This is a genomic window from Alphaproteobacteria bacterium (genome assembly GCA_019695395.1).
Classification (GTDB): Bacteria; Pseudomonadota; Alphaproteobacteria; order JAEUKQ01; family JAIBAD01; genus JAIBAD01.
Map to the genome: position 1 here is coordinate 20526 of JAIBAD010000009.1, position 26546 is coordinate 47071.

28 protein-coding genes and 1 pseudogene are annotated in these 26546 nt (G+C 32.6%); 13 read left to right on the forward strand and 16 right to left on the reverse strand.

Translation table 11 applies throughout. The features are described from left to right. Positions 1 to 66: 66 nt before the first annotated feature. Genes K1X44_02615 through neuC form a run of 4 tightly spaced genes read left to right on the forward strand, consistent with a single transcriptional unit; the run spans position 67 to position 3627 of the window. Positions 67 to 711, forward strand: coding sequence for an FMN-binding negative transcriptional regulator (locus K1X44_02615; protein ID MBX7146184.1), 645 nt, complete (start codon positions 67 to 69; stop codon positions 709 to 711). Next, the gene (locus tag K1X44_02620; GenBank protein ID MBX7146185.1) at positions 708 to 1430 is read left to right on the forward strand and encodes an acylneuraminate cytidylyltransferase family protein; all 723 of its coding nucleotides are present in this window, start codon (positions 708 to 710) and stop codon (positions 1428 to 1430) included. Before K1X44_02615 ends, K1X44_02620 begins: the two co-directional genes overlap by 4 nt. Continuing rightward, positions 1427 to 2473 carry an N-acetylneuraminate synthase family protein gene (locus K1X44_02625; GenBank protein MBX7146186.1) on the forward strand — a complete coding sequence of 349 codons (1047 nt, stop codon included), beginning with the start codon at positions 1427 to 1429 and terminating at the stop codon, positions 2471 to 2473. The genes K1X44_02620 and K1X44_02625 overlap by 4 nt, the downstream gene beginning before the upstream one ends. Continuing rightward, positions 2470 to 3627, forward strand: coding sequence for a UDP-N-acetylglucosamine 2-epimerase (hydrolyzing) (gene neuC, locus K1X44_02630; GenBank protein ID MBX7146187.1), 1158 nt, complete (start codon positions 2470 to 2472; stop codon positions 3625 to 3627). Before K1X44_02625 ends, neuC begins: the two co-directional genes overlap by 4 nt. Here neuC and K1X44_02635 read toward each other — a convergent pair whose 3' ends face one another. The 3 genes from K1X44_02635 to ykgO all read right to left on the reverse strand — a co-directional run bounded on the left by K1X44_02635 (position 3628) and on the right by ykgO (position 5377). Continuing rightward, on the reverse strand, positions 3628 to 4170 hold the full coding sequence (locus K1X44_02635) for a tetratricopeptide repeat protein (GenBank protein MBX7146188.1): 543 nt from the start codon (positions 4168 to 4170) through the stop codon (positions 3628 to 3630). A 36-nt stretch (positions 4171 to 4206) separates the two neighbouring features. After that, complete coding sequence (locus K1X44_02640; protein MBX7146189.1) at positions 4207 to 5160, reverse strand: hypothetical protein; 954 nt, start codon at positions 5158 to 5160, stop codon at positions 4207 to 4209. Positions 5161 to 5251: 91 nt separating this feature from the next. Continuing rightward, positions 5252 to 5377, reverse strand: coding sequence for a type B 50S ribosomal protein L36 (ykgO, locus tag K1X44_02645; protein ID MBX7146190.1), 126 nt, complete (start codon positions 5375 to 5377; stop codon positions 5252 to 5254). Between the two features lie 250 nt (positions 5378 to 5627). Here ykgO and K1X44_02650 point away from each other — a divergent pair, with 250 nt between their 5' ends. Then, positions 5628 to 6227 carry a glutathione S-transferase family protein gene (locus K1X44_02650; protein ID MBX7146191.1) on the forward strand — a complete coding sequence of 200 codons (600 nt, stop codon included), beginning with the start codon at positions 5628 to 5630 and terminating at the stop codon, positions 6225 to 6227. Between the two features lie 63 nt (positions 6228 to 6290). Here the strand turns inward: K1X44_02650 and K1X44_02655 are convergent, their stop codons facing one another. From K1X44_02655 to recJ, 4 genes and pseudogenes are all read right to left on the reverse strand, one after another. Beyond that, positions 6291 to 7082, reverse strand: coding sequence for a hypothetical protein (locus K1X44_02655; protein MBX7146192.1), 792 nt, complete (start codon positions 7080 to 7082; stop codon positions 6291 to 6293). 1052 nt (positions 7083 to 8134) lie between these two features. Continuing rightward, positions 8135 to 8469, reverse strand: a pseudogene (locus K1X44_02660) (type II toxin-antitoxin system PemK/MazF family toxin). Continuing rightward, positions 8463 to 8726, reverse strand: a complete 264-nt coding sequence (locus tag K1X44_02665; protein ID MBX7146193.1) for an AbrB/MazE/SpoVT family DNA-binding domain-containing protein — start codon at positions 8724 to 8726, stop codon at positions 8463 to 8465. Before K1X44_02665 ends, K1X44_02660 begins: the two are co-directional and overlap by 7 nt. A 120-nt stretch (positions 8727 to 8846) precedes the next feature. Beyond that, positions 8847 to 10646: a single-stranded-DNA-specific exonuclease RecJ gene (gene recJ, locus K1X44_02670; protein MBX7146194.1), complete on the reverse strand. Its 1800-nt coding sequence runs from the start codon at positions 10644 to 10646 to the stop codon at positions 8847 to 8849. A 95-nt stretch (positions 10647 to 10741) separates the two neighbouring features. Between recJ and pabB the strand changes: the two genes are divergently transcribed. The 3 genes from pabB to K1X44_02685 are packed head-to-tail and all read left to right on the forward strand — an operon-like array spanning position 10742 to position 13539. Continuing rightward, positions 10742 to 12127, forward strand: a complete 1386-nt coding sequence (pabB, locus tag K1X44_02675) for an aminodeoxychorismate synthase component I (protein ID MBX7146195.1) — start codon at positions 10742 to 10744, stop codon at positions 12125 to 12127. Positions 12128 to 12135: 8 nt separating this feature from the next. Continuing rightward, positions 12136 to 12699 (forward strand): aminodeoxychorismate/anthranilate synthase component II, encoded by a 564-nt coding sequence (locus K1X44_02680; protein MBX7146196.1) that lies wholly within the window; start codon positions 12136 to 12138, stop codon positions 12697 to 12699. A gap of 6 nt (positions 12700 to 12705) precedes the next feature. Beyond that, positions 12706 to 13539 (forward strand): aminotransferase class IV, encoded by an 834-nt coding sequence (locus K1X44_02685; protein ID MBX7146197.1) that lies wholly within the window; start codon positions 12706 to 12708, stop codon positions 13537 to 13539. A 26-nt stretch (positions 13540 to 13565) separates the two neighbouring features. On the opposite strand, the gene K1X44_02690 is transcribed toward K1X44_02685, so the two are convergent. Together K1X44_02690 and cobA are read right to left on the reverse strand one after the other, a co-directional pair. After that, a complete protein-coding gene (locus tag K1X44_02690; GenBank protein MBX7146198.1) occupies positions 13566 to 14894 on the reverse strand; it encodes a cobyrinate a,c-diamide synthase in 1329 nt (442 codons plus the stop codon). Further along, complete coding sequence (gene cobA, locus K1X44_02695) at positions 14887 to 15729, reverse strand: uroporphyrinogen-III C-methyltransferase (GenBank protein MBX7146199.1); 843 nt, start codon at positions 15727 to 15729, stop codon at positions 14887 to 14889. The genes K1X44_02690 and cobA overlap by 8 nt, the downstream gene beginning before the upstream one ends. Positions 15730 to 15837: 108 nt before the next feature. Between cobA and hemB the strand changes: the two genes are divergently transcribed. Next, a complete protein-coding gene (gene hemB / locus K1X44_02700; protein ID MBX7146200.1) occupies positions 15838 to 16848 on the forward strand; it encodes a porphobilinogen synthase in 1011 nt (336 codons plus the stop codon). Between the two features lie 3 nt (positions 16849 to 16851). On the opposite strand, the gene K1X44_02705 is transcribed toward hemB, so the two are convergent. Continuing rightward, positions 16852 to 17991 carry a type III PLP-dependent enzyme gene (locus tag K1X44_02705; protein MBX7146201.1) on the reverse strand — a complete coding sequence of 380 codons (1140 nt, stop codon included), beginning with the start codon at positions 17989 to 17991 and terminating at the stop codon, positions 16852 to 16854. A gap of 163 nt (positions 17992 to 18154) precedes the next feature. On the opposite strand from K1X44_02705, the gene K1X44_02710 reads away from it, so the two are divergent. Beyond that, the gene (locus K1X44_02710) at positions 18155 to 18391 is read left to right on the forward strand and encodes a hypothetical protein (GenBank protein ID MBX7146202.1); all 237 of its coding nucleotides are present in this window, start codon (positions 18155 to 18157) and stop codon (positions 18389 to 18391) included. 41 nt (positions 18392 to 18432) lie between these two features. On the opposite strand, the gene rpsU is transcribed toward K1X44_02710, so the two are convergent. Further along, a complete protein-coding gene (gene rpsU, locus K1X44_02715; protein MBX7146203.1) occupies positions 18433 to 18636 on the reverse strand; it encodes a 30S ribosomal protein S21 in 204 nt (67 codons plus the stop codon). 170 nt (positions 18637 to 18806) lie between these two features. On the opposite strand from rpsU, the gene def reads away from it, so the two are divergent. From def to K1X44_02730, 3 genes are all read left to right on the forward strand, one after another. Next, positions 18807 to 19346: a peptide deformylase gene (gene def, locus K1X44_02720; protein ID MBX7146204.1), complete on the forward strand. Its 540-nt coding sequence runs from the start codon at positions 18807 to 18809 to the stop codon at positions 19344 to 19346. Then, a complete protein-coding gene (locus tag K1X44_02725) occupies positions 19339 to 19986 on the forward strand; it encodes a COQ9 family protein (protein MBX7146205.1) in 648 nt (215 codons plus the stop codon). The genes def and K1X44_02725 overlap by 8 nt, the downstream gene beginning before the upstream one ends. A 172-nt stretch (positions 19987 to 20158) precedes the next feature. Beyond that, positions 20159 to 21802, forward strand: a complete 1644-nt coding sequence (locus K1X44_02730; protein MBX7146206.1) for a 5'-nucleotidase/apyrase family protein — start codon at positions 20159 to 20161, stop codon at positions 21800 to 21802. A 70-nt stretch (positions 21803 to 21872) separates the two neighbouring features. Here K1X44_02730 and K1X44_02735 read toward each other — a convergent pair whose 3' ends face one another. The 5 genes from K1X44_02735 to K1X44_02755 all read right to left on the reverse strand — a co-directional run. Further along, the gene (locus tag K1X44_02735) at positions 21873 to 23171 is read right to left on the reverse strand and encodes a hypothetical protein (protein MBX7146207.1); all 1299 of its coding nucleotides are present in this window, start codon (positions 23169 to 23171) and stop codon (positions 21873 to 21875) included. Between the two features lie 587 nt (positions 23172 to 23758). After that, positions 23759 to 24037, reverse strand: a complete 279-nt coding sequence (locus K1X44_02740) for a hypothetical protein (protein MBX7146208.1) — start codon at positions 24035 to 24037, stop codon at positions 23759 to 23761. A gap of 172 nt (positions 24038 to 24209) precedes the next feature. Next, positions 24210 to 24938, reverse strand: coding sequence for a hypothetical protein (locus K1X44_02745; protein MBX7146209.1), 729 nt, complete (start codon positions 24936 to 24938; stop codon positions 24210 to 24212). Positions 24939 to 25111: 173 nt separating this feature from the next. After that, the gene (locus K1X44_02750) at positions 25112 to 25579 is read right to left on the reverse strand and encodes a hypothetical protein (protein MBX7146210.1); all 468 of its coding nucleotides are present in this window, start codon (positions 25577 to 25579) and stop codon (positions 25112 to 25114) included. 355 nt (positions 25580 to 25934) lie between these two features. After that, on the reverse strand, positions 25935 to 26546 hold a 612-nt coding region (locus K1X44_02755; GenBank protein ID MBX7146211.1), incomplete at its 5' end, for a hypothetical protein.

Consider the following 26546-nt stretch of genomic DNA (forward strand, 5'->3'; position numbering starts at 1 on the left):
TATCTCTATAGACATAAATTTTTAATCGTTAACTATTTTTAATTTAAAATAATTATTATAGAAAATATGTTTATTCCTAAGCAATTTCGTATTGAAGAAAAAAAAGAATGGAAAAAAATAGTTGAAACTATTCAATTTGGTGTTTTAATCATTTTTTCAGAGCAAAGGTTTATTTCCAGCCACTTACCCTTACTTTGGGAAGAAAATGGTGAACAAATTATTTTAAAAGGTCATATCTCAAAAGCTAACGAATTATGGAAACATGCTATTCCAACAAATCCAGCTATGGTTATTTTCCAGGGTGCTCATACCTATATTCATCCTGGTTGGTATGATACAAAGAAAAAAACGGGTAAAGCTGTCCCAACTTGGAATTATCAAATTCTTCATTTACATGGACATGTTCAACAACATAACGAACCCGAATGGATTATAGATCACTTAGAAAAATTAGTTTCTCGTAATGAACATAATCAAAAAGAACCTTGGAAAATTTCTGATGCACCCCAAGATTATATTACAGGATTAAGCAAAGCTATTGTTGGACTTGAATTTAATGTTACAAAGGTTGAATGTTCTTTAAAAATGAACCAACATCATTCTAAAGAAAATCGGTTAGGTGTCATAGATGGCTTAAAAAATTCATTGGATTTTCGTGATCAAGAAGTAGCAAATATTATGGAGCAATTGGAATTAGGTTCTAAACCATGACATGGAAAAATTATAAAATTCTTGCTGTTATCCCCGCACGTGGGGGAAGCAAAGGTATTCCTTATAAAAATCTTCAAAAAATCGGTAATATATCCCTTATCGGACACAGTGCTAATGTTGCTAAAAAACTTAAATGGATCGATCGAATAGTTTTAAGTACAGATGATCAAAAAATTGCTGATGAAGGGTTAAAATATGGCATTGAGGTTCCTTTTATGCGTCCTGCTAATCTTGCATCCGATACAGCAACAGGTGCAGATGCTTGGAAACATGCGTGGCTTACATGTGAAGAATTATGGGACTGCCAATTTGATATTTCTATTCTTTTACAACCAACCACCCCGTTAAGAAAAACTGATGAAATTGAAAAAACATTAACAACCATGCTTGCTGGAAATTTTGATGCTGCCACAACTGTAAGTAAAGTGCCAGGACATTATACCCCCCAAAAAATTTTTACACTTGATCAATCTGATGTTCTTCACTTTTATTGTGAAGATGGTCATAAATATTCCAACCGACAAGCTATTCCTTCTTATTACACGCGAAATGGATTATGCTATGCCGTAAAACGTGATACTTTAATAAATCATGGCTATATTGTTGAAAAAAATTGTGCGGCTGTTATTATTGACCGACCAATTATTAATATTGATGATCCTTATGATCTTGAACTTGCCAGATTTGCTTATGATAAAGAAAGAAATGATTATTTATGACAACATGGCTTCATAATCCAAAACTTGGCCAACCCTGCACCATTATAGGGGAAGTTGCTCAATCACATGACGGAAGTTTGGGTATGGCACATGCTTTTATTGATGCCTTAGCAGATTGTGGTGCGGATGCTGTTAAATTTCAAACGCATATTGCCGATGCAGAAAGCACACCAGGTGAACCATGGCGTAAAATTTTTAGCAAACAAGATAAAACACGATATGAATATTGGAAAAGAATGGAATTTACCGAAGAACAGTGGTCAGGGCTTCGGGATCATGCCCACCAACGAGACCTTTTATTTTTAAGTTCACCTTTTTCGTTAGAGGCTGCCGATCTTTTGCTACGTATTGGTGGACTTGCTGGCTGGAAAATTGCGTCAGGCGAACTTAGCAACGATTTAATGCTTGATGCGATAGTGAAAACAAAACTACCTATCATGATGTCAACTGGGATGAGCACCTATGATGAAATCGATACAATTATTAAAAAACTAAAAAAAAGTTCTGCACCTCTTGCGGTGATGCAAGCTGCATCAAGTTACCCATGTCCACCTGAATATGTGGGTTTAAATGTTATTGAAACATTTCGTCAAAAATACCCTGATCTGGCTGTTGGTTTAAGTGACCATTCTGCCTCTATTTTTCCAGGGTTAGCAGCAGCTACATTGGGTATCGAGGTTTTAGAAGTTCATATTACATTAAGTCCATTTATGTTTGGACCAGATGTTATTGCATCTTTAACGTGTGATCAATTTAAACAACTTGTTCAAGGTATAAGATATATTGAAAAGATGAAAAGCAATCCTGTAGATAAATCAACTTTACCTGAAGATATCCAATCTTTACGCAGTATCTTTATGAAAAGTATTGTTGTAAAACAAGATCTACCTGCTGGTACTATTCTTGAACCACATCATTTAACTTTAAAAAAACCAGGGACTGGGATACCAGGTAATAAAATTAATGAATTTATTGGCAAACGACTTGTCCATAATGTAATCCAAAATACATTTCTTAAAATGGAAGATATTGAAAAATTATGAAAAGAAAAATTTGTGTCGTTATAACTGCGCGTCCTAGTTATGCCAGAATTCGTACAGCATTAGAAGCAATTAGAAATCACCCTTCTTTAGAATTACAACTTGTTATTGCAGCATCAGCCTTATTGGACCGTTATGGTAATGCAATTAGTGTTATTGAAAAAGAAGGTTTTAAAATCGATCGACATGTTTATATGATTTTAGAAGGTGAAAATCTTATTACTTCTGCCAAATCAACAGGATTTGGTATGGCAGAATTGGCAACAGCTTTTGATGATTTAAAACCAGATGTTGTCATTAGTATCGCGGACCGATTTGAAACGATGGCAACAGCTGTCGCCGCCGCTTATATGAATATTCCCCTTGCCCATGTTCAAGGGGGTGAAGTGACAGGATCAATTGATGAAAAAGTCCGCCATGCTATTACTAAACTAGCTGATATACATTTTGTTGCATCATCACATGCAGCAGAGCGGGTTATTAAAATGGGGGAAAATCCTGATCAGGTTTATATCACCGGATGTCCATCTATTGATATTGCAAAAAAAGCTAGTTTAGATCCCATATTTTTTAACAAAAGTATTTTTGATGTGTATAATGGGGTTGGTCCTACCCTGGATCTAACACATGGGTATCTTGTTGTTATGCAGCATCCTGTTACAACAGAATATAGTGATGCCCGTCGTCATATTGAAGAAACACTTTACGCTATTTCAGAAATGAAGATACCTACCCTTTGGTTTTGGCCAAATGTTGATGCAGGATCAGATGGTACGTCAAAAGGTATTAGAAATTTTCGTGAAAGGAATCTTTTAACAAACGCTCATTTCTTTAAAAATATACCGCCTGAACATTTCATTCAGCTTTTGATGAAAAGCAAATGTATTATAGGTAATTCAAGTGTTGCAATCCGAGAATGTTCTTATTTAGGTGTACCTGCCGTCAATATTGGTACCAGACAAGCAGGACGCGATCGTGGCAAAAATGTAATTGATGTAGATTATAATCGGACAGAAATTATGTCAGCTATTAAAAAACATCTTCAAAATGGTTTTACCAAATCCGATACCATGTATGGAGATGGAAAGGCAGGCGAACGCATCGCAGATTATCTTGCGAAAATACCTTTAACTATTGAAAAGAGATTAACCTATTAATTATAAAGAACGCTCTCTAATAAGATTGCGTAATTCTTCAACCCTATCTTTCATTCCATTCATATTAGGGTGGATCGCTAATACTTTTTCGTAATTCCCTAACGCGTCACTCTCTAAATTTTGTTTTACTTTTATAAGACCTAACAAAGATAATGCACCAAAATGTCTTGGTTCAAGCATAAGAGTTTGATTTAAATTTTGAATTGCTTGATCATAATCTTCCATTAAATAATACAAATTTGCTCTTTTATACCAACCTTCTGCAAAATCTGGATAAAGGTTAATCAATTCATCAAAATTTTTTAATGCTACTGCATAATTTCTAACAGCCATAGCTTCAATTCCGGTCTTCATTAATTGATCTGATTTTAAATCCGGCGCTTGTAACCATATATCCCAAATCAAACGTTCTGTTGTTTCAGCTTCAAACACATTTTTAGTTTTTTGTAAATTATCAAAAAGATCTGATAATCGGGGATCACGTTGATCAGCCACGGCATAGGACGCACTAAACAAAGCAATAAAAAAAAGTAATCTATACATATTCAATATGACCTTTATTATACTGTACTACCAAACTTATTCTTGTTCTAAAATTGTTGATGAATACCCATTTTTATAAAGCCAATCATTCACTATTTCATCTTGAGAAATAGCTTGAGCTGTACGCGGATAACGTGTTGCAAAACGTAAATCCGTCAGAATAATATTATTAATTCGATCTTTATCTGTATCTTCATTTTCACTATCAAGCACTATATTACATACAGCTCTTTGATATTCATAATATGGAGCACCTTGATGACCAGATTGATTTCTTAAACTTATAGCAAAATCGAATGCCTCTCTAGCTGCTAAAAAATCAGGATCAGATTTATCTTTTAAAACCATTCCTAATTGCGCATAACATCGATGCGCACTTTCCATAGGTTCTACCACAGCTAAGGCCGTAAAAATAGGTAAAACCCTTTCCATTACTTCTGGCCTTTTTGGTGTATGCAATATACGATGATCATTTGCTTGGATATAAATTTGTGCCCTCGTTTTTGAAGATGCACTTGTAACAATTTTATTAAAATCGTCTTGGCTCATATCGGGGCCATCGATACCACGTAAAAGCTCATTAATTAAAATTAATATTTCCCCGTCTCTTTTACTTTGTTCAATTTGGAAACGAATTCTTTCTTCAATTGTTTTTGCCCGTTCTTCTATCCCTTTTGTGGTACGAACAAAAACCCATTCTACCAAAGCATTAAAACAATATCCGCTTAACAAGGATAAAGCTATAAAACGAATAAAATTTATAACTCCTTCAGGGGTAGGATTAACTGGCATTAAAAGGAAAATAGCTAAGGTACCAACTAACCCAGATAAAGCATCTCCTATGAAACCTAGATGATAGGATCTCTTTTGATTAACTAATGTGATTGAGGGAAGGACAAAGCCACGTTTACTTTGTATACCACTTAGAATCCCACCTAATGTACCAGCTAACGCTAAACTGAGAATTAAACGAAGATCAGCATTATTCATTATGACGAACACAAAAAGAAAGTTATGCCATTAGGCTGATCAATATTAATACTGTTAGATATTAAATCTAACAAATTATTGATAAATTTAATTAACCTTGACGAGCTTTAAAACGTGGATTTGTTTTATTAATAATATAAACCTTGCCTTTGCGGCGAACAATTCTACAATCTTTGTGTCTGGCTTTGGCAGATTTTAGAGAATTAACAATTTTCATAGCCTTACAACTATCCTATATTAAAATTACGTAAATTTTTCATACTATAAAAAAATTACTTACTAATTGTCAACCTAGTTCTATATTGTTCTATTACCAATAAATAGCTGTTTTTGTGAAATTAATTTAAAATTGACTAACAATCATCATTTAAAGCTTAATTTTCTTTATCTTCTTTATTTTTTTAAAAAAGGCTAGCTATAATGAACTTATATAATTTAAATTAACAAAAAATTGAAGGAACATTTTGATGATTACACTTTATGACAGTGCTATCTCTGGTAATTGCTATAAAATTAGACTTCTACTTACCCAATTAGCCAAAAAGTTTAAACGCATTGAAATGGATATTTTTAAAGGTGGGACAAGAACTACTGAATTTCTTTCTAAAAATGTTAATGGAAAAGTCCCGGCTGTTGAATTAGAAGATGGAAATATACTGGCAGAATCTAATGCTATTATATGGTATTTTGCCGAAAACACACCTTTTTTACCTGAAGGAAAATTAAATCGTGCCCGCATTCTTCAATGGATGTTCTTTGAACAATATAGTCATGAACCTTATGTTGCAGTAGCACGTTTTGTAAAGCATTTACAGCCCGATAGCCCAAGATTAGCTGAACTTCCAAATTTACATAAAAAAGGATATGCTGCCCTAGATGTTATGGAAAAACATTTAAGTACAAATGATTTTTTTGTAGCAAATTGTTATACAATAAGTGATATCGCCCTTTATGCTTATACCCATGTGGCCCATGAAGGTGGCTTTGACTTTACATCTTATCCAGCAATTCGTGCTTGGTTTGATCGTATTAAGAACCAACCAAATCATATTTTAATTACACAATAAATATAGCAAGATCACTATTCAAAAATATTATTTATTTAAGTGTTTATAATTAATTAAACCCAATTATTTATTATGCACACGATAGCCCCCTGCTATATAGGTATGCCAACCTTCAACCGTAAAATTATAAACAAGATGGTTACCTGTTAATAATTTTAAAGATGGTGGTTTAACCATTAACCCATTAGCTTTAACCAAACAATAAGTTTTATCAATCATCCCTAACGGTTGATAAGAAAGCTGGAATTGATTAGTTGTTTGAACTGGTAATGTATTATTAACTATACCAGGAGACATCGGAAAAGGTTGCATATCATCATTTGATACATCCATAAAAGCAGGTATTTGGCTATTTACTCGAACTTGCTGATAACCTGTTGTCATTGACACCGTAGAAGAATGGTTTGAATTCCTAAGAGAAGAATTTTTCTTTGATCGATTTGGAAAAAAATCTAACCATACTTTATGAGGTTTTTTTGGGGTTGTTTTTTTTTCATAAAGCTTATCTGTATTATCATTAATTATTTTTTCATTATTCATTTCGCCTATATTAGAAGCAATACTATAGGGTAAAGTTAAAAATGGGTGGTTTGCTGTAACTTTTAACCCATCTAAATCATACAGATCATTAATTTCATGGGAAAATGTTCTAATAACACGACCTGGTTTTAGTTGATCTAATCCTTCAAAACTCATAACCCAATCACCAATTTTTATATCTTCAATCATCTTAGTTGTCCCATCAGCCATTAAAATTGGTGTATTAATACCAAAACAAGTTTTCAATGAATATTTTTTGTCAAATGGATAATTGAATAAATTTTTATTATTTGAAAAACCAATATTAATTTTCATATTTATTTCACTTTCCTCAATAAACTATAATTAATGTAATAAATAATCTATGTTACTTGCATAAGCCTATTTGTTATCATAATTATCACCATAATAACATAAAATATTATTAAGTTTATATAATTATAATCCAAATATATTTTAAGACCATCAATTATCTTTTATATCTCTTAGAATTATAATCTTAGAAAAGAACTAGGCTTGATTCATTTCGGAATCAAGCCATTGTTCTTTCCCCCTTTATAGCAAAACGTTTTAATGATTATCTTTATAATTACTGACACGTATATTTTATAAAGTTTTTAATCATGCTAGCCCTTATTTTATACACACAAATCGCTATTCATTTCAAATACATAATATTCATCTATAAATTAGTTTAATTTATATAGTTAGCAAAATATGATTTTTCAGTATTAAAATTAGGAGACAGTTTAATTTTATTATGTTTAAATTTTTTATCGAATACATAAAAATTAACTTACATTAATTTAGAATCATTATTCTCTTGGAGAGAATTACAAATAAAAATTTAATCCAATAAAATTCTGGAAAAACAAGTATATAAAGATATGTACATCATTGTGACATTAAATCTTCAATTATTTTAATTCAAATAATATAGTAATAAACATAATATAACGATTTATTCAATAAATAATAAAATGTATTATTTATTGTTTAATATTAATATAAAAAGCCATTTTTTTTTGATTTATTATACTAAACTTATATATAAAAATTTACTATTAACTATTCTATACATATTCATTATAATATTTAATATGTATTCAAATATAAAGCTATTATTAAATCTATTTAAACAATGAGTTATTTTAATGTAAAAGAACGGAAACCGTTATTAAATAAAAATGGACTTTAGTTTTTTATAAAAAATACTTTTCAAGTATAGGAAAATTGATTAGTTTATAATCACTATTCTGATTATTTTTCACTTTTGCATTATATCCTAACTTAGACCCTTCGAAAATATTTCGGGGGTCTTTTTTTATCAACCAAACTTATTTTATATTAATAAAAAAATACTAAAACTAATAAGCAAACATTTCAGATAAAATTTGGCAAATTTCACGTGCTATTTTTTGATTAATAGATCCCATTTTTTTAAGTAGCCGATTTTTATCAATAGTTTGGATTTGATCTAAAATAATTTGTTCTTCTTTATTCATAAAAGTACAAGATATCCTTGTTGGATAAGGACGTAAAACACTTGTCATGGGGCAATAATTACTGTTTGAATATAAAAATTCATTTCATCAGGAGAAATAATTAAACATGGCCTGGTTTTCTTTATTTCTACACCTTTTTTAGTGGGATCAAGTACCGTCTGATACACATCAAAACGTTTAATCCTTTTATTTACCATTTCCAATTATCTTGATCCCACTGGTTTGAAATGTCTGGATTCAACTGTTTATCATCCTCTCTTTCAGCCATAAGTTTAAAAGAATTGCCCCACCTCTTTCTTGGTATTTTTTTTATAGAATGGACAACAGGAGAAAGAATAATCTTTTTATTTTGTACAGTTATTTCAATTTCATCTTCAAAATTACATTCTTTAATCAAAGATTTCGGAAGACGTATCCCTTGAGAATTACCAATTTTAATCAGATTAATTTTTATAATTAAGATCCTTAAATGTTATTACAAAGTATATACTTTTTTAAAGTATAAATGAAGTTTCTTAGGCAAATTTAATTTTTATAAAAATAAAATAGATCAAATAAGCAGAAAAATTATATATCATTCAACTACTGGCATTGCATCTTCAATAATAAATTGAAGTGTGGTTTGATTTTGCCATTTTTGGGATTTTATTTGCCCAATCAAATGAAGCTTTGATTGTTTTTTTAATAAAAAAGAACCCAAAGTATTTTCTACGCAGCGAAAGGCAATAGCTTTAACCGCCCGGCCACTTTTCCCTATAATCATACATCTTACATGATTTTGTCCCACAATATCAGCTTTAATAATTTTCATAAAAGGCATTAAAAATTTGGGTTCAGGATTTCCGCTACCAAATGGGGCAAGATAAGTTAATTGATCATATAAATAGTCATCAAATGATTGCGTCGATAAAATACCATCAATATGAATTTCAGGTACAGGAATAACATTATTTGTTTGCCGCAACAAATGGGATGATAAAAATTTTTCAAATTCCAAAATTTTGTCTTGGTCAATGGTCAAACCTGCTGCCATGGCATGCCCCCCACCCTCAATTAATATACCTTCTTGGCGTGCGGCAATTACGGCACTGCCCAAATCAAAATCTGGAATTGATCTTGCAGATCCTTTACCGATTTTATCCTGCCAAGAAATAACAAAAGCTGGTACATTAAAATGATCTTTTAATCGTGCAGCTATAATCCCAATAATTCCAGGATGCCATTCAGATGATGAAGCTAAAACAAATGGTTTATCTTGCTGATATCCCTTAGAATATACAGATGAAATTGCTTGATTAATTGCATCTTTTTCAAGATTACCGCGTTCTTTATTCAAATAATCAAGTTCTAATGCCAATTGTTTCGCATCAATAATACTATCAGATGATAATAATTTGACCCCTAAATCTGATGTTCCAATTCGCCCACCTGCGTTGATCCTGGGCCCTAACATAAAACCTAAATGATACGAAGTTGGGCTATCATTAATACCAGCAATATCACATAAAGCTGTAAGGCCTATATTTTTTCTTTTTGCTAATGCGGCTAATCCCAATTTAACAAAAGCCCGATTAAGCCCAGATAAAGGAACAACATCACATACAGTTCCCAAAGCCACTAAATCTAACCATTGTCGTAAATCTGGCTCTGGACGATTTTCTGAATAAAATGATGCTAAACGTAAATGGCGATTAAGTGCTACAATTAATAAAAATGTTACACCCACGGCGGCTAAATGTTTTGTGCTTTGGTGAAGAGTAGGTTCTGTATCCAAACGATTAGGGTTAATAACAGCCACCGCTTTAGGTAATTCAAAAGATGCGGCATGATGATCAATAACAATGATATCCAAACCCAGCTCTGCGGCTTCAGCTAATGGATCAAAAGATGTAATTCCACAATCAACTGTTATGACCACTTGAATATTTTGCTCTTTTAATTTTTTTAAAGCCGCAATGTTTGGCCCATATCCTTCTTTAAAACGATCTGGGATATAAAGAGTAAGTGGAATTCCAAGTGTTTTAAAAAATAATTTTAATAAAGCTGCTGATGTTGCCCCATCAACATCATAATCACCAAATACTGCAATATTTTCCCCTGTAATAATTGCTTGATAAAGACGTCCAATAGCTTTATCCATATCATTCAATAATAATGGATCAGGCATAAAATATTTTAAATTAGGCGATAAATAAAATTGTGCCTGCTTTAAATCAACTTTTCGTATAGTAAGCAAACGAGCGAATAGTTCATCAATATTAAGAAATCGTTGGAAACCCAAGGCTGCTCGTTCATCATAAGAACAAAATTTCCATAACTTTCCAGCCAAGGAACGCACATTATTAAAATCGAATTGATGTTGGTTTTCTTGCATAACCGAAATTAAAAAAAACTATTTATTACCAATAACGCCAATGTTAAAAACAATATGAACTATAGTAAAGCCAAATAAATTATATGAATCATTCTATGGATTTAAATTTTTACCAAGATATATATCAATCCGAAGTTAAAGTTACTTTATTACCTTGGCGTAATCCAGGCGATCTTTTACCATGTTTCGATCAAATGCCAGGATTTATTTTATTCGAAAGTAACGGGCAAGAACCCATTTACAATCATTACAGTTTTATTGTTTTCAATCCTTTTATGGTTTTTAAAAGCCATAATCATTATCATACATTAAATGATATAATTATTAAAGAAAATCCATATTCTTTTCTTAAAAAAATAATTCAAAAATTTTCTTTTAAGCCATTGCCAAATTTACCCCCTTTTCAAACAGGAATAGCTGGATTTTGGGGATATGAATCAGCGCGTTTCCTTGGATTTACGATAGAAACCAAAGAGCTATTTCAAAAGACACCTGACATAGTTTTAGGATTTTATGATCAAGTACTTGCTTTTGATCATCATAAAAAATCCGTTTATCTTTTTACACGAGGTAATAAGGCAAAATTACAAATAGAAGCTATAAAAAAAAGATTCGACCAACCAATTAAAATTTTTGACTATCATTCAAAAAAACCTTCTATACCAAAAGCCTTCTTAACAGAAAAAGAATATACAGAAAAAATAGATAAAATAATATCCTATTTATATCAGGGACAAATATACCAAACAAACTTCACTTTTCCGTTTTTCGTTAAATTACCAGAATATTATAATGCCCAACGATTATATTATATTCTTAAAACTATTAATCCTGCCCCCTTTTCGGCTTATTTAAATTTCGATGATATAAAAATTATTTCATCTTCACCTGAACGTTTTTTAAAACTGGATCATGGTAATGTTACAACATCACCAATCAAGGGTACAATTCCAAGGCACAAAAATAAAAATCTAGACAATAAAAATGCATCTTTATTGCAAAACAACCCCAAAGATCAAAGTGAAAATTTAATGATTGTTGATTTGCTACGAAATGATTTATCTAAAGTGTGCGAAGATCATAGTGTAACTGTACCCCAACTTTTTAAATTAGAAACTTATCCTAGTATATTTCATCTGGTTTCAACTATAACAGGAAAATTAAAAGAAGATAAAGATGCTATAGATCTTTTCATTGCTTGTTTTCCAGGTGGATCTATTACTGGAGCACCTAAAATAAGTGCCATGACTATTATTGATAAATTAGAGCATTATCCCCGTGGCTCTTATTGCGGATCTATTGGCTATATTGGATTTGATCAATCGATGGATACAAATATTGCAATTAGAACAATTGTTTTAACAAAAAATCTTGGCTCTTTTCATGTGGGTTCCGGTATTGTTATTGATTCAAACCCACATTCTGAATATGAAGAATGTCTAGCCAAAGCCAAATTATTAATAGAAGCTTTTCAAAGGTAATAATTATCATGCATGTTTTGTTAATTGATAATTATGATTCTTTTACACATAATCTTGCGCGTTATGTACGCGAACTTGGATCATTTGTGACAGTTAAACGATGTGATGAGGTTGATGAAAATATTGATATAATTAACCCAACACATCTTATTATTTCACCTGGTCCTGGCCATCCCCAAGATGCAAAAATTTCGTTACAGATGATAAAAAAATATACCAATATTATTCCCATATTAGGCGTGTGCCTTGGTCATCAATGCATGGCATACATTTATGGAGCCTCAATTATACAATCAATCAAACCCCAACATGGAAAAACGTCCATCATTACACATACACAAACAGGGTTATTCAAAAATGTCCCTAATAATATTTTAGTAACACGTTATCATTCTCTAGTTATTGATCCAAACACGTTACCAGCATGCTTTACTATTACTGCAGAAACGGAAGATAAAGAAATTATGGCTATTGCTCACAACAAAGATTCATTAGTTGGTGTTCAATTTCATCCAGAAGCTTTATTAACAGAATATGGATACCAAATTTTAAATAATTTTTTAAAAAACTAAATTATTATGACAATATATAGTTTTATTAATAATACTTTTGAACCAATTGAAACATCTTTTATTCATATCAATAACCGAGGATTATTATTAGCTGATGGCATTTTTGAAACCTTACGTGTTTATAATCAAAAACCATTTCTTTTGGTTAATCATTTAGAACGTCTAGAAAAATCAGCAAAAATTTTATCAATACCCTTTCCTAAAATTAATTTTGATACCACGATCAATAAACTTATAGATCTAAATAATTTTAAGGATGCCATTATTCGTATCACTTTAACGAGAGGTGCTAGTCAACGTGGTCTTTCAATTCAACAATGCCAAGAGCCAGTATTAATTATTACCTGCCATCCCTATCAAGAAATAAAAATGGCATCATATAAATGTACAATTAGTTCAATTAAACGCAATCCAACATCACCGATAGCCAACATGAAAACACTTTCTTATATGGATAATGTTATAGCTTTAATCCAGGCCCAAGAAAAAGGGTTTGATGATGCCCTATTTTTAAATATTTATGATCAACCTGTTTGCAGTACAAAAGGTAATATTTTTATTGTGCATAATCATTCAATTTATACCCCATCTTCATCAGATGGTATATTAAACGGCATTACTAGAAATACCATCATAGAGTTAATTCAAGATCAAAAATGGCCCTTGTATGAACAAAGTTTATCCTATCAACAATTAATTGAAGCTGACGAAATATTTATGACGAACAGTGTTATAGAAATTCAACCAATAACCCAATTAGATACAAAATTACTAAACAATAATTTTTATAGTCAAAAATTAAAAACTTTATATAAAAATTATATTGAAAATAATTTATAAAACGCACTATTGATTATAAACCAAAATTAATCATCTATCCTATCAATAATATGAATAAATGAACCCAAAATATTGCCCCTACATTGTCCATAAAGACCTAAATCTTTGTTATAACTATCATAGGATTGAAATAAAAAATTAGATTGAGGATAAGTTACATAATTTGCATAATGAAATTCATGACCACGAAATCTTGTTCCCTTTTTACCAAAAATTGTATCTGTACAGATTTCAACCGTGCGATATCCCAAATGTAATTTATGTTCAACAAAGGAAAATTCATTATCAAATAACCCTGTCATAGAATAATGATTATTATGCTGGTCAATAATAGCTCGTCCCATTACCATGTAACCACCACATTCCCCATATATTTTTAATCCCTTATAGGCAGCTTTTCTTAAACCTTCTGAAAAGGTATAATTATTGCTTAATTCTTTTAAATATAATTCTGGATATCCGCCTGGCAAATAAATCGTATCCGCATTAGGAGGTGGCTCATTGTTAAGGGGTGAAAATTTTTTAATTTCTATTCCTTTGTCTTGCCACATATGTATCATCGATGGGTAAACAAATGAAAAAGCCTGATCATAAGCTAGCGCCACACTTTGCCCCCACGGATTAAAAAATACATTTGATTTTTTTTGCACCTTTTTTGTTTGACTATTATTACTAATCAATTGCTGCAAAAGATTAAAATCAATATAGTTTTGTCCAAGTTTTGATAAAGTTTCTAAGAAATCTTCATCAATTTTCTTATCATAATGTAATCCTAAATGGCGCGATGGAATTTTTATTCCTTCATCATACGGAATAAATCCAACAATAGGTATATTTAATGGGTCAATTGCTTGTTTTATTATTGTAATATGTTTATCGCTTTTTGCATTATTGATAATAACACCTAAAATTTTAAGATCTTTTTTATAAGTTAAAAACCCCTGGATTAAAGCTGCTATGGATTGCCCCATACCCTTGCCATCAATCACCAGTAAAATGGGCAATCCCGTATACAAAGAAACATCGGCGGTTGAATTTTGGGTAATTGACATATTATCAAATAAACCCATGACACCTTCGCCTATAATTAAATCATTCTCACAAGATAAATTATATAAAATTTTATCTATTTGATGTTTGGTCATAGCCCATAAATCAAGATTATAACAATCATGTCCAATAATTTGTTTATGAAATTCTGGATCGATATAATCAGGTCCAACCTTAAATGTGCCAAGTGATAACCCTTTTTCTTTTAATCCTTGGATCAAAATCATGGTAATTGTTGTTTTGCCAGATCCTGATGATGGGGCAGCAACAATAAAACCTGGGGCTATAGGGCAAGAATTATCCATGTCCAGTATTTTCTTGTTTATTCAAAGGGTCACTTATTAATTTCCGTCCATTTTGGGCACCTAACCAATCAAGTCCAGCCCGTAATTTAACAATATCACCCACCACAAAAAGTGCCGGTGGATCAATGGTCTCCGTTGATATATGCTGAATCATATGCCCAAGTGTACTTTCAAAAACCAGTTGATTATTTAATGTAGCACAGCTGACAATTGCAACAGGCTCATTAAAATTACGTCCATGGTTAAGTAAATTATTTATAATAATATCAAGATGTTTTAAAGCCATATAGAATATTAGAGGTGATGTTGTTTTACCCAATAATTGCCAATCAATTGATTGAGGAATTTGCCCGGTTAAATCATGACCTGTAATCAAAATAATCGATGAATTTGTATCCCGGCATGTTAGTGGAATTCCGGCATAGGATAGCCCGCCAACCCCTGCACTAATTCCTGGAATAAAACGAAAAGGTATTGAAGCTGCAACTAGACTAAGCGCTTCTTCGACACCACGTCCAAAGATTAAAGGATCACCACCTTTAAGACGTAATACCTTTTTTCGCTCTTTAGCCAATTCTATAAGACGTAACGTAATATCAGGTTGTTTAATTGATGGTTTTCCACCCCTTTTACCGGCAAATTCAATAGTTTTATGAGAATCAATTAAGGCTAATATTTCTGTACTTACCAGAGCATCATAAATGATAACATCTGCTTCTTTTAATGCATACCATGCAAGCATTGTAAGCAAACCTGGGTCCCCTGGACCTGCCCCCACCAACCATACGGAGCCTGGTAAAAAGTCTGGGTAAAGATTTTTAATGCTACTCTTCATAAACTATAGTAATTGTTCTATAAATAAAATCATCAATTGAAATCTATTTTTGCAGAATTCTCTTATAAGTAAAAGTATAAAGTCATGAAAAACAAATTTATAAACACTATGAATTTTAACAACCAACCATCATATCCCCAAACACGATTAAGACGAAATCGATCACAATCATGGATAAGAAAATTGGTTGCAGAAAATAATTTAACTATTCATGACCTTATTTGGCCAGTTTTTATTCATGATGGATCTACAAAACACGTACCTATAGAATCTATGCCTGGTATTTACAGACTATCCCTTGATGCTTTGGTTGAAGAAGCGACAAAAGCAGCTAACCTTGGCATTTTAGCTTTAGCTCTTTTTCCTGTTATTGAAACTGATAAGAAAGATCATCATGGGAAAGAAGCCTTAAATCCCAATAATTTGTGTAATCGTGCAATTAAAATTTTAAAAAAAACTATACCAGAAATGGGGGTGATATGCGATGTTGCCCTTGATCCCTATACCAGTCATGGGCATGATGGATTATTAGAAAATAATATTATTTTAAATGATGAAACATTAGAAATTCTAGGAAAACAAGCTCTTTATCAAGCTGAAGCAGGGGCAGATATTGTTGCCCCTTCTGATATGATGGATGGCAGGGTTGGATATATAAGAAAAATTTTAGATGAAGCAGGTTATGAAAACTGTCTCATTATGTCATATGGAGCAAAATATGCGTCCAATTTTTATGGCCCCTTTCGTGATGCATTAGGATCTAAATCAGCCTTAGGCAAAGCAGATAAACGTACATATCAAATGGATCCTGCAAATAGTCATGAAGCATTACGTGAGATTAATCTTGATATTAATGAAGGCGCCGATATGGTTTTAATTAAACCAGGTATGCCCTATTTAGATATTGTATCCAGGGTTAAAAGTACATTTCATATACCAACCTTTGTGTATCAAGTTAGTGGTGAATATGCTATGATCAAAGCCGCCCATGAAAAAGGTTGGTTAGATGAAAAATCAACAATGCTTGAATCAATGATGGCTTTTAAAAGAGCTGGCGCCGATGGGATTTTTACCTATGCTGCTTTATCGATTGCTCAATGGTTAAAAGAAAAGATTTAAACCTTAATTCTTTTTTGAGTCAATAATAACCAATTTATCTGAATATAATCCATTAAAATGGGTCGCCATAGCCAAAGAATATGCACCAACCTTATCGATTTCGATCCAATCACCCTCTTTAATATCTTCAGGCAATTCGAAAGGATATTTAAGCACATCAGCTGAATCGCATGTTGGACCATATAAAGTAAAGGGTTTTAAATTTTCTGAATATTGATTATTGGGACGCAGCAATTTTGCTGGCCACTGTACATCTGCTAATCCCATTTCTGGTAATGCCCCATAAATTCCATCATTTATATAAAGCAAATCATCCTTACGTAATTGGACCTGTACAATTAGCGACATCGCATCATTAACCATAACTCGACCTGGTTCACACATTAAAATACAATCTTTGGATAAGGGAAGTTTAGCAAGACCTGCTTTGATAACATTTAAAAATTCTTCAATTGTGGGGGCTTTTTGGTTTAAATAGGTCGCCCCAAAACCACCCCCAACATCAAGAAATTTAATTGGTATCTTTGTAGTATCAAGGATATCCCCCACCATTTCCAAGGCTTTTGCATAGGCATCCAAATGCACACATTGTGATCCCACGTGAAATTTTAATCCCACATTACAACCTTTATCATAGGCAAGTTTTAAAAGCCTACCTGCTTCTTCTTTGTCTGCACCAAATTTCCCAGAAAGATATAAAATCATTCCTTTAACCGGGGGCGTTTTAAAACGCACAAGAATATTTAATGTTTTAACATCTCCATATTCTTCAATAACTTTATTTAATTCATCCTCATGATCAATCACATAAGTTGTAATTTGATAATGTTGGGCAGCCTCTTTAATAACATCACGTCCCTTAACAGGATGCATAAAATATGCCTCAGCTCGTGCCAAATGATCTTTAACCAAAGCAATTTCAGCAATAGATGCAGTATCAAAATGATGGATACCTGCATGATAAAGTTCCTTTAATACCCGTAAATGGGGATTACATTTAACCGCATAAAGAATACGCCCAGGAAAATGATCCAGAAACTTTTGGGCCGATTGATGCAAAATATGTGGACGCAAACAATATACGGGATTTGTTGGTTTTAAATTATCGACAACAGCTTGCGCGCTAGAAAAAACATCTTCCATTTTTGGTATTTATAATGATAGATTATTGACAGATAAATTATATAGATACATAAATTATGTTTTATATATACAATTTGACTTAACTCATACAATAAATATAAAAAGAATAAAAGAATAAATTACCATATTATTAATTATTAACCTCTAACTTTTATTTGTACTAATGTTTAACTTCTTATGGCGCAATCGCAGAAATGCTAATGAAATAGCTATTGGTCAAAAATACCGCAGACGTGATGTGCCGTTAGTTGTTTGGGAAGTTTCATCTATTTTTACTGGAACAGATGGAATAGCATATGTAAGTGTTTTCCGCACAGATGATGCAACAATGCGCAAAACGCTTGCCAAAAGCGCATTAGAAAACACGGAAAACTATATACTTTTAAATAAAACTAGCTAATTTTAATTTTAGATTAAGGGTTAAATAATACCCCTTACCATCTAATAACCTTCGCGTTCAAATCTTTTACGTAATAATTTGCGATGACGACGTGCAGCTTCAGAACGTTCGCGTACTTTACGCTCTGATGGTTTTTCATAATTTCGGCGCAATTTCATTTCGCGAAAAACGCCTTCTCTTTGCATTTTTTTCTTTAATGCTCGTAAGGCTTGGTCAATATTATTATCACGAACTTGAACTTCCACTTAATTTTTCTCCTTAATATTACCCTAAAAAAGAAATTAGCTCTTTCATTAAATAAGAGCTACACTAGTTAATAAATGAATTTAATAGCTAAAACCCTGGAAAGGTTTAACACATAATAAATCTTTTGTGAAGTAGTGTTTAGCATAAAAATTAAAATGGAATATAAATTATGGCTATTTTAAAAATCGCACGTATGGGACACCCAATTTTAAAGGAAAAAGCGAAACCAATCGATAATATTTCTGCGCCAGAAATAACGCGACTTATTCATGATATGCTTGAAACTTTGGCTGATTCTCGGGGAATTGGTCTAGCGGCTCCCCAGGTTTATTGCTCTTTAAGATTAATGATGTTTATGGTTCCCAAAGAAAGAATGGACAATAATACTGATGTGCCACTTACTATTTTAATTAATCCAGAATTTACACCTTTATCCGAAGAAAAAGAGCTTGGTTGGGAAGGATGTCTTTCGGTCCCAGGTTTTATGGGCAAAGTTCCCCGATATACCCATATTAAATATCGGGGTCAAACACCCAAAGGTGAATGGATAGAACAAGAGGCTAAAGATTATCATGCGCGTGTTTTTCAGCATGAATATGATCATTTGGATGGTATACTCTATCCTATGCGTATGACGGATTTAACCCTCTTGGGGTTCAGAGAAGAAATGACACAATATCTTGATTCAGGTGAAGAAGTTGATGAATGATGATAATTTAAAAAAAGATCTTCTTTATAAAGCTTTACGTTATGTTCCTTTTCAAGGATGGACACAGCAATCACTTAAGCACGCTGCCAAAGATCTTCATATAGATGACCCAAAAGCTTTAAGATTATTTGATGATCCAATTGATAAAAATATGATCATTTTTTTTAGCCATCAAGCTGATATCAGAATGATTGACGAATTCATAACCCATGATCTATCAACCATGTCAATTAGAAATAAAGTGGCCCTTGCCATTAAAATTAGATTACAGCAAAACATCCAATATCAAGAATCTATTCGTCGTGCTGTTTTTATTATGATGCAGCCACAAAATCTTATGGCATCGATGCGTTGCGTTTACCATACAACCAACAAAATATGGTACGCGTTAAAAGATAAATCAACCGATTATAATTTTTACACAAAGCGTGGGTTGCTTGGTCTTGTTTATATCAGTACTTTATTCTATTGGCTTAATGATCAATCCCAAGGTCAGCATGAAAGTTGGGTTTTTTTAGAACGACGCATTCAAGAAGTATTATCTATTCCCAAAATAATCCATAATGTTAAAATGTTACCTGCTTGGGTCCCAAGTCCCAGACGTTTCATAAGATTATGGAGAAAATACGATATGAATTAATTACGATATGAATTAATATTGTCTCTGGTTTTTAGGTTTTATTCCCTTCAAAAAGCCAAAAAAGCTTTTGTTTATTGCGTTCTCTCAAACGATATGGTAGATACCGTTTCATCACTTATCTAATCCTAATATCTCTAGATTTCCATCAATATTTAGCCTTATGGGGTATTTTATGTTTCATAAACTTTCCTTAATCAGTATCCTTTTTTTATCTTCTTCTATAGCGTTGGCTCAAACTTCACCCAACGGATCTGATTTTAATCTAACCATTTTACACAATAACGATGTTCATGGTCGCGTTGATCAAGTTACAATGACGGGTTCTGCATGCACACCAAAAGATGCCGAGGCAAAAAAATGCTTTGGTGGGTTTGCCCGCATGATGACAGCCATCAATAAAATTAAAGACGAAAAACCAGATCAAGCTGTTTTGGTTTTGAATGGGGGTGATTTCTTTCAAGGAAGTTTATTTTACACAAAGTATAAAAGCAAATCTTTATCCCCTTTTCTTAATGCTGTTAAATATGATGCTGTAACCATTGGTAATCATGAATTTGATGACGGAGTTCCAGAACTCGCCAAATTTTTAAAAGACAGTAAAGATGTAAAATTTGTATCCAGCAATATTAATGCCGATAAAGAGCCAAATTTAAAAAAATATTTAACTAAATCTTTGGTTATTACGTCCCATGGTCAAAAAATTGGCATTGTAGGGTTAACAACCGAAGCTACCCCTATTTTATCCAACCCAGGTAAAAAAATAGTGTTCGAAAATTTAAAAACTTCCCTTGAACGAGAGGTTAAAAATTTAGAATCCCAAGGCATTAATAAAATTATTGCCTTAACCCATATAGGTTTGGTCGAAGATATGAAACTGGCCGAAAGTGTCGAAGGCGTTGATATTTATGTTGGTGGCCACAGTCACACATTGCTCCACAATAATAATAAAGCCGCAGAAGCTTCATATCCTGTTGTGGTAAAAAGACCATCGGGTGATCCAGCCTTAATTGTACAAGATTATTATGCCGGTATTTATTTAGGGGATTTAGATGTAACCTTTAACCCAAACGGCGTACCAGTCAGCTGGAAAGGTGATCCTATCCTTTTGGATAATGCTGTTGCCCAAGATCAAAAAATTCAGGATATGGTGAACAAACTTGCCAAACCCTTAGAAGAATTCCGGAAAAAGAAGGTAGGTGTAGCCACCGTTGATTTGGTTGGAGACCGTGACATTTGCAGATTTGAAGAATGTAATTTGGGCAATTTAATGGCCGATGCTTTATTATCCGCCACGAAAAAATATAAAACCCAAATTGCCCTACAAAATGGTGGGGGTATTCGCACCAGTATACCAAAAGGTCCAGTTAATTATGGTCAGGTGTTAGAGGTTCTTCCCTTTTCAAATAATATTTCTGTTTTTGGGTTAAAGGGCAGTGATTTGCAACTGGCGCTTGAAAATGGTGTCAGCAAAGCTGAAAATCATGGCAATGAGGGTACAGGACGCTTTTTACAGGTTTCTGGTCTTCGCTATACATGGGATGTAAGCAAACCTGTGGGCAGCAGAATTGTGGATGTACAGGTTCGTGATGATCATAATCAATATGTACCTCTTCAAGCAGATCAGGTTTATCAAATTGCAGCTAATGATTTTATGCGTATGGGTGGTGATGGTTACTCTATGTTAAAAGAAAAAGCCATTAATCCCTATGATAATGGCATCAACCAAGAAGATGCTTTAGCTGCCTATATCCAAGAAATTAGCAAAAAATCTAAAGGTGTTGAGCCTAAGGTTGAAGGCCGTATCACGAAAAAATAATTTAACTAATCACAAGAACAAAAGGCCACATGGTTACCATGTGGCCTTTTTTTAGAATAGATAGTTATACTTAACTATTGCTGACAGTAAAAAGACTGTGTTGGCTTTTATAATCTTCCCAACTGGTTACTGTACCATCTGATACACCAGCACCAAATCCACCCATCGCTTGGGAGAGTAATGATGTTGGATCTGTATCATCTGCTGCGAAAGAGGCGCCACGTTTTTGTAAAAACGTTTCTACTGAATAAACAATTCCTCTAAACACAACACCTTCAATATTAAGGAAACGGTCTGTTTCACCAGTTCTTTTATGAACTGACTTAAATTCAGTAGAACTGACTTTGGTGAAAGTATAATCATCAAATCTTGTACGTTTATCAAAGAAAAACAAATCGTCACCATTCCCACCATCAAATACATCATCAGAACCATCACCTATATCCAAGTTTGCAAAATCAAAATCTTCTGGATTTGTCCAATCAGTAAAATTGATTAAATCATCTCCATCTCCACCATTTACATGATCACTTCCTCTATGGCCGAATACAAAATCATCATCATTTCCCCCATTTACAATATCATCTCCATAACCGCCAAATAATTGATCAGATCCAGCACCACCATCAAGCGTATCATCATCATCTCCACCATCTAATGCATCATCCCCTGCTCCACCGGAAAGGTTATCATTCCCTGCTTCGCCAAACAAAAAATCTTGTGCATTATCATTGCCACCTGTTACTGTATCGTTTCCTGATCCAGCTTCTACAAGATCGGTACCATTACCGCCATCTACGGTATCATTCCCATCACCAGTATCTATTATATCAATGCCATCATCACCCCAAACGAAATCATCACCCAAACTAGAATTAATCTGATCATCACCTGTACCACCATGAATAGAATCATTAAAATCACTTGCACCAGATCTTTTAAAATCCCCACTTATTATATCATTTCCAGCACCACCATTAATTTCATCATTACCATCACCCCCAAATAAAACATCATTATTGTCTCCACCATCAATTTTATCATCACCAGCGTCACCATATATATTATCTGCACCATTATTGCCTTCAAGGGTATCATATCCATTGCCACCCCATAATTGATCATTACCATTCCCCCCATATATTTCATCATCTTTATACCCGCCGGTTAGAATATCATTCCCATCAAATCCATATATTTGATATTGGTCATTATCCGTAGGACCATCCCGGCTTATTATATCATTACCGGATGTTCCATTAACAACAAGGTTATAAAAGGGGAAGTCAAATTCTAAATGATCAGATTCAACATGGTTAGAGGGTAGTAAATTAAATTGCTTTTTGTTATTTTCTTTTAGTGATTTCATAATATTATTTCCTCAATTAATTAAAAAATATTGTTTAATTTTAAATTAATAAAATTTGTACTATAATTAATAAACTCATAAACTCAATATAATAATCGAATAAATATTTATAATAGTTAATAAAGCTGACAGAATATCTAGAAAAATATCCAACAGTTTTATTAAAAATATTTATGATTAGTTTGATTAGATAACAAATTTAGAATCAAACACAGCTGTTAAATGAAGTTAGTTGAATTGATCATATATACCTAATCCTTCATACATATCAGATCCATTATTACCACCAAATCCTGCTATCGTTTCAGTTAATAAAGACAATCAAATTGATCAAAAAAAGGAGAAAGAGAAGTTGTATAAAATTGATTTTTAGATTTTTTGTTTCTTACAGATGCAAGAACAGATGGCACTAAAAACGTTATAAATAAAATTCTTTAAAATAATAAAAATCTAAAAAAATTATCCATAAGGTAATTATCATATATAAGATGATACAAACTAATATATGGTTAATTTTATGAATTTATTTAATAAAATATTATTTATTCAAAAATATTTTTATATAAATAGTAACTATTCAATAATTATCAATAGCTTTGGCAATCATTACCCAGCCATGACCAGGTACGAATAATACCATTTTGGTCAATTTCAAATTTTGTTTTACATTTATAATGGACAATTTGTCTTGGCGATCCAGGTGTATCATCACCAACCTGATCGATATCATCATAAGCATATTCCATAATGCTTGTGCCATTTTGAAAAGTGTAAGATTTATCGGGTGGGCCCCATGCATATACTAATTCATCAACATGACGCCCGATAAAGGCGTCTAGTTTACCTTCATATTTTTCGGTTGTCATACATGAAGTTAAAAAAAATGGTAGAAATAATATAAAATAAATATATCGCATAAAATGACTCTATTAGAATAAAAATTATAAATTAATTTTAATTATACAATTTATTTTTTAATAAAAAAAGCCGCATTATTTTCAATACGGCTTTTTGCGATTATTGATTATATATTCAGAATTATTTTACTAAACTCGATGGGGCCGTTAAGGATAAAGTCCATTCGCCTTGGGATTTCAAATAATCTTTTACATCACTTAAGGAAGCATGACTGGCACCAAATGACGCAACTGCCTCTTTTAATTGTTCGGCTGTAATTGTAATAAAACCTTCACGTGGAATATCATCACTATCAATCCATTGGTCTTTAAAGAAGAAATCTTCAACAGATACGACTTTATCTACACCATCACGTCCTGCTACGGAGTCTGTGAAGGTAAATGTTTCATCAGAGCTTCCTGGATATTTAGTTGTAATATCAAGAAAATAATCGTCCGCATTACCAGCAAAATATAAGCTATCACGACCATTTCCACCATAAATATAATCATTACCTTTACCCGCAACAAAATCATCGGCATCATACCCAACATCACCACCAAACAAAATGTCATTCCCATCACCACCATCAAGAAAGTCATCATCATTTTTTCCATACAATTTATCATCACCAGCACCACCAAACAAAACGTCTCTACCATCACCACCATTCAACATATCATCGCCATTTTGACCATCTAATGTATCATCACCTTGATCACCCCATAACTCATCATCACCATTGCCACCCCATAGATTATCATTACCGCGACCACCACCAAGATAGTCATTTAAATTACCACCAATTAATAAATCATTTCCTCTGCCGCCATAAAGCTCATTTTCTTCATCAAGATTGCCGATTAGCACATCATTGCCATAAGTACCCGTTTCTGTACGAGCCGTTGTTGATCCAAAATCAGTTTTTGGATTTCTTACAAAACTACTTTTTTAGATGATAAAGACATAAAATATTCCTTTAAATGTAAAAAAATTATTCATAGCAATTCTCAATACATAAGTATGTTACTTTTATAAAATTTTTAAGCAATTGAAGAATTATGATCTTGATTTTTGGCTACGGAACGTTTTATCGCCTGAATTTCTATCTGCTTTAATTTATCGATATTAGGATTACGTTTGGTTGATCCATATTTTTCAGGGTTTAATTTACAAGCAATCCATTTCATCGTGCTGATTACCATACGGGTATAGGTAAATCGCTGGCTGATGCTTAATGATTTCTCGTGATCAACTAAAAAACTTTGGGTACGTTTAACAATTTGTACCACCTTATCCACCATCATATCGGATTGAATACGTCTGGCCTTCATATAAAGAGTATAGAATTCCGGTTCCTCTAACAGCCAAACCATAATTTGATCAGCAGGGGGCAGGGTTTGATCATCCTCACACAATTTTTCCAATTCATATCCCTGGGCAATTTGGATACATATTTTTTTAGCTAAAGCTGGATCATAGGTAAATGATTGAGACAGTGATTGAGACATGGGGGTATCCTCCTTTAAATAGGTAATAACAAAAAAAACATAATCATCTGATACATGACTATGTGTTAGTAATAATTATGGGTTTAAAACAACAATTCTAGATTATGTCACAACATGGTTTTTCCTTTCCGTTCGCCCAAATAAAAAAGCCCTTTTGAAATCAAAAGGGCTTTGGATACACGTATTTAAGTATGACAATATTTAACAGATTTCTATTACCTTGTCAAGAAAAATCGTACATTTTTATCTTAAAGCTTTATGGTTCTTTATTATATTAAGCATTTTATCTATAATTTTCTAAAATAAAAGCCACCAGAAACCTGATGGCTTTTATCACAGCAATTAAATTAATCTATTAAACTGTATGTCTTGGATCAACAACCGCTGTTAAATATGATTGGCTGGATTGGTCATATGAATCTAACCCCTCAACCGTACCAGATCCATCCACCCCAAATCCACCCATAGCTTGCGAAAGAAGTGATGACGTTGAATCTACATCATCTGCGACAAGACTATAGCGTGATAAAACATCTTTAATAGATAAAATACCTGTTTTATCTGATTTTACATATTCAATATTAAAATAACTATCTCTTTCACGTGTCGTCTTATTGTAACAAGTAAAATTATAAGGGGATTTGAAAAGAGTCGCAGCTTTAAACACAAAATTAGAAAGGTCTAATGATCCAAAATCAATGGTATCATCAAAGTTATCTTCATGATTATAATCCCATTCCGTTCCATTATTTCCATGCACTGTATCATCCAAACCATCATTATTATCCAATGATACATCAAAAGTATCTTTCCCTTCACCACCTGCTAAAAAATCATTTCCCTTACCACCAACTATAAGATCATTTCCTGCTCCACCAAATATTAGATCAAAATTATTACCACCTTCAATATAATCATCTCCATCCCCTCCATAAATTTTATCTTCACCTTCATTACCATAAAGATT

Excerpts from the sequence above, each read along its gene's own strand:
- K1X44_02615 (MBX7146184.1), top strand. The coding sequence starts at position 67 with ATGTTTATTCCTAAGCAATTTCGTATTGAAGAAAAAAAAGAATGGAAA.
- K1X44_02620 (MBX7146185.1), top strand. The coding sequence starts at position 708 with ATGACATGGAAAAATTATAAAATTCTTGCTGTTATCCCCGCACGTGGG.
- K1X44_02625 (MBX7146186.1), top strand. The coding sequence starts at position 1,427 with ATGACAACATGGCTTCATAATCCAAAACTTGGCCAACCCTGCACCATT.
- neuC (MBX7146187.1), top strand. The coding sequence starts at position 2,470 with ATGAAAAGAAAAATTTGTGTCGTTATAACTGCGCGTCCTAGTTATGCC.
- K1X44_02635 (MBX7146188.1), bottom strand. The coding sequence starts at position 4,170 with ATGTATAGATTACTTTTTTTTATTGCTTTGTTTAGTGCGTCCTATGCC.
- K1X44_02640 (MBX7146189.1), bottom strand. The coding sequence starts at position 5,160 with ATGAATAATGCTGATCTTCGTTTAATTCTCAGTTTAGCGTTAGCTGGT.
- ykgO (MBX7146190.1), bottom strand. The coding sequence starts at position 5,377 with ATGAAAATTGTTAATTCTCTAAAATCTGCCAAAGCCAGACACAAAGAT.
- K1X44_02650 (MBX7146191.1), top strand. The coding sequence starts at position 5,628 with ATGATTACACTTTATGACAGTGCTATCTCTGGTAATTGCTATAAAATT.
- K1X44_02655 (MBX7146192.1), bottom strand. The coding sequence starts at position 7,082 with ATGAAAATTAATATTGGTTTTTCAAATAATAAAAATTTATTCAATTAT.
- recJ (MBX7146194.1), bottom strand. The coding sequence starts at position 10,646 with ATGCAAGAAAACCAACATCAATTCGATTTTAATAATGTGCGTTCCTTG.
- pabB (MBX7146195.1), top strand. The coding sequence starts at position 10,742 with ATGGATTTAAATTTTTACCAAGATATATATCAATCCGAAGTTAAAGTT.
- K1X44_02680 (MBX7146196.1), top strand. The coding sequence starts at position 12,136 with ATGCATGTTTTGTTAATTGATAATTATGATTCTTTTACACATAATCTT.
- K1X44_02685 (MBX7146197.1), top strand. The coding sequence starts at position 12,706 with ATGACAATATATAGTTTTATTAATAATACTTTTGAACCAATTGAAACA.
- K1X44_02690 (MBX7146198.1), bottom strand. The coding sequence starts at position 14,894 with ATGGATAATTCTTGCCCTATAGCCCCAGGTTTTATTGTTGCTGCCCCA.
- cobA (MBX7146199.1), bottom strand. The coding sequence starts at position 15,729 with ATGAAGAGTAGCATTAAAAATCTTTACCCAGACTTTTTACCAGGCTCC.
- hemB (MBX7146200.1), top strand. The coding sequence starts at position 15,838 with ATGAATTTTAACAACCAACCATCATATCCCCAAACACGATTAAGACGA.
- K1X44_02705 (MBX7146201.1), bottom strand. The coding sequence starts at position 17,991 with ATGGAAGATGTTTTTTCTAGCGCGCAAGCTGTTGTCGATAATTTAAAA.
- K1X44_02710 (MBX7146202.1), top strand. The coding sequence starts at position 18,155 with ATGTTTAACTTCTTATGGCGCAATCGCAGAAATGCTAATGAAATAGCT.
- def (MBX7146204.1), top strand. The coding sequence starts at position 18,807 with ATGGCTATTTTAAAAATCGCACGTATGGGACACCCAATTTTAAAGGAA.
- K1X44_02725 (MBX7146205.1), top strand. The coding sequence starts at position 19,339 with ATGAATGATGATAATTTAAAAAAAGATCTTCTTTATAAAGCTTTACGT.
- K1X44_02730 (MBX7146206.1), top strand. The coding sequence starts at position 20,159 with ATGTTTCATAAACTTTCCTTAATCAGTATCCTTTTTTTATCTTCTTCT.
- K1X44_02735 (MBX7146207.1), bottom strand. The coding sequence starts at position 23,171 with ATGAAATCACTAAAAGAAAATAACAAAAAGCAATTTAATTTACTACCC.
- K1X44_02740 (MBX7146208.1), bottom strand. The coding sequence starts at position 24,037 with ATGACAACCGAAAAATATGAAGGTAAACTAGACGCCTTTATCGGGCGT.
- K1X44_02750 (MBX7146210.1), bottom strand. The coding sequence starts at position 25,579 with ATGTCTCAATCACTGTCTCAATCATTTACCTATGATCCAGCTTTAGCT.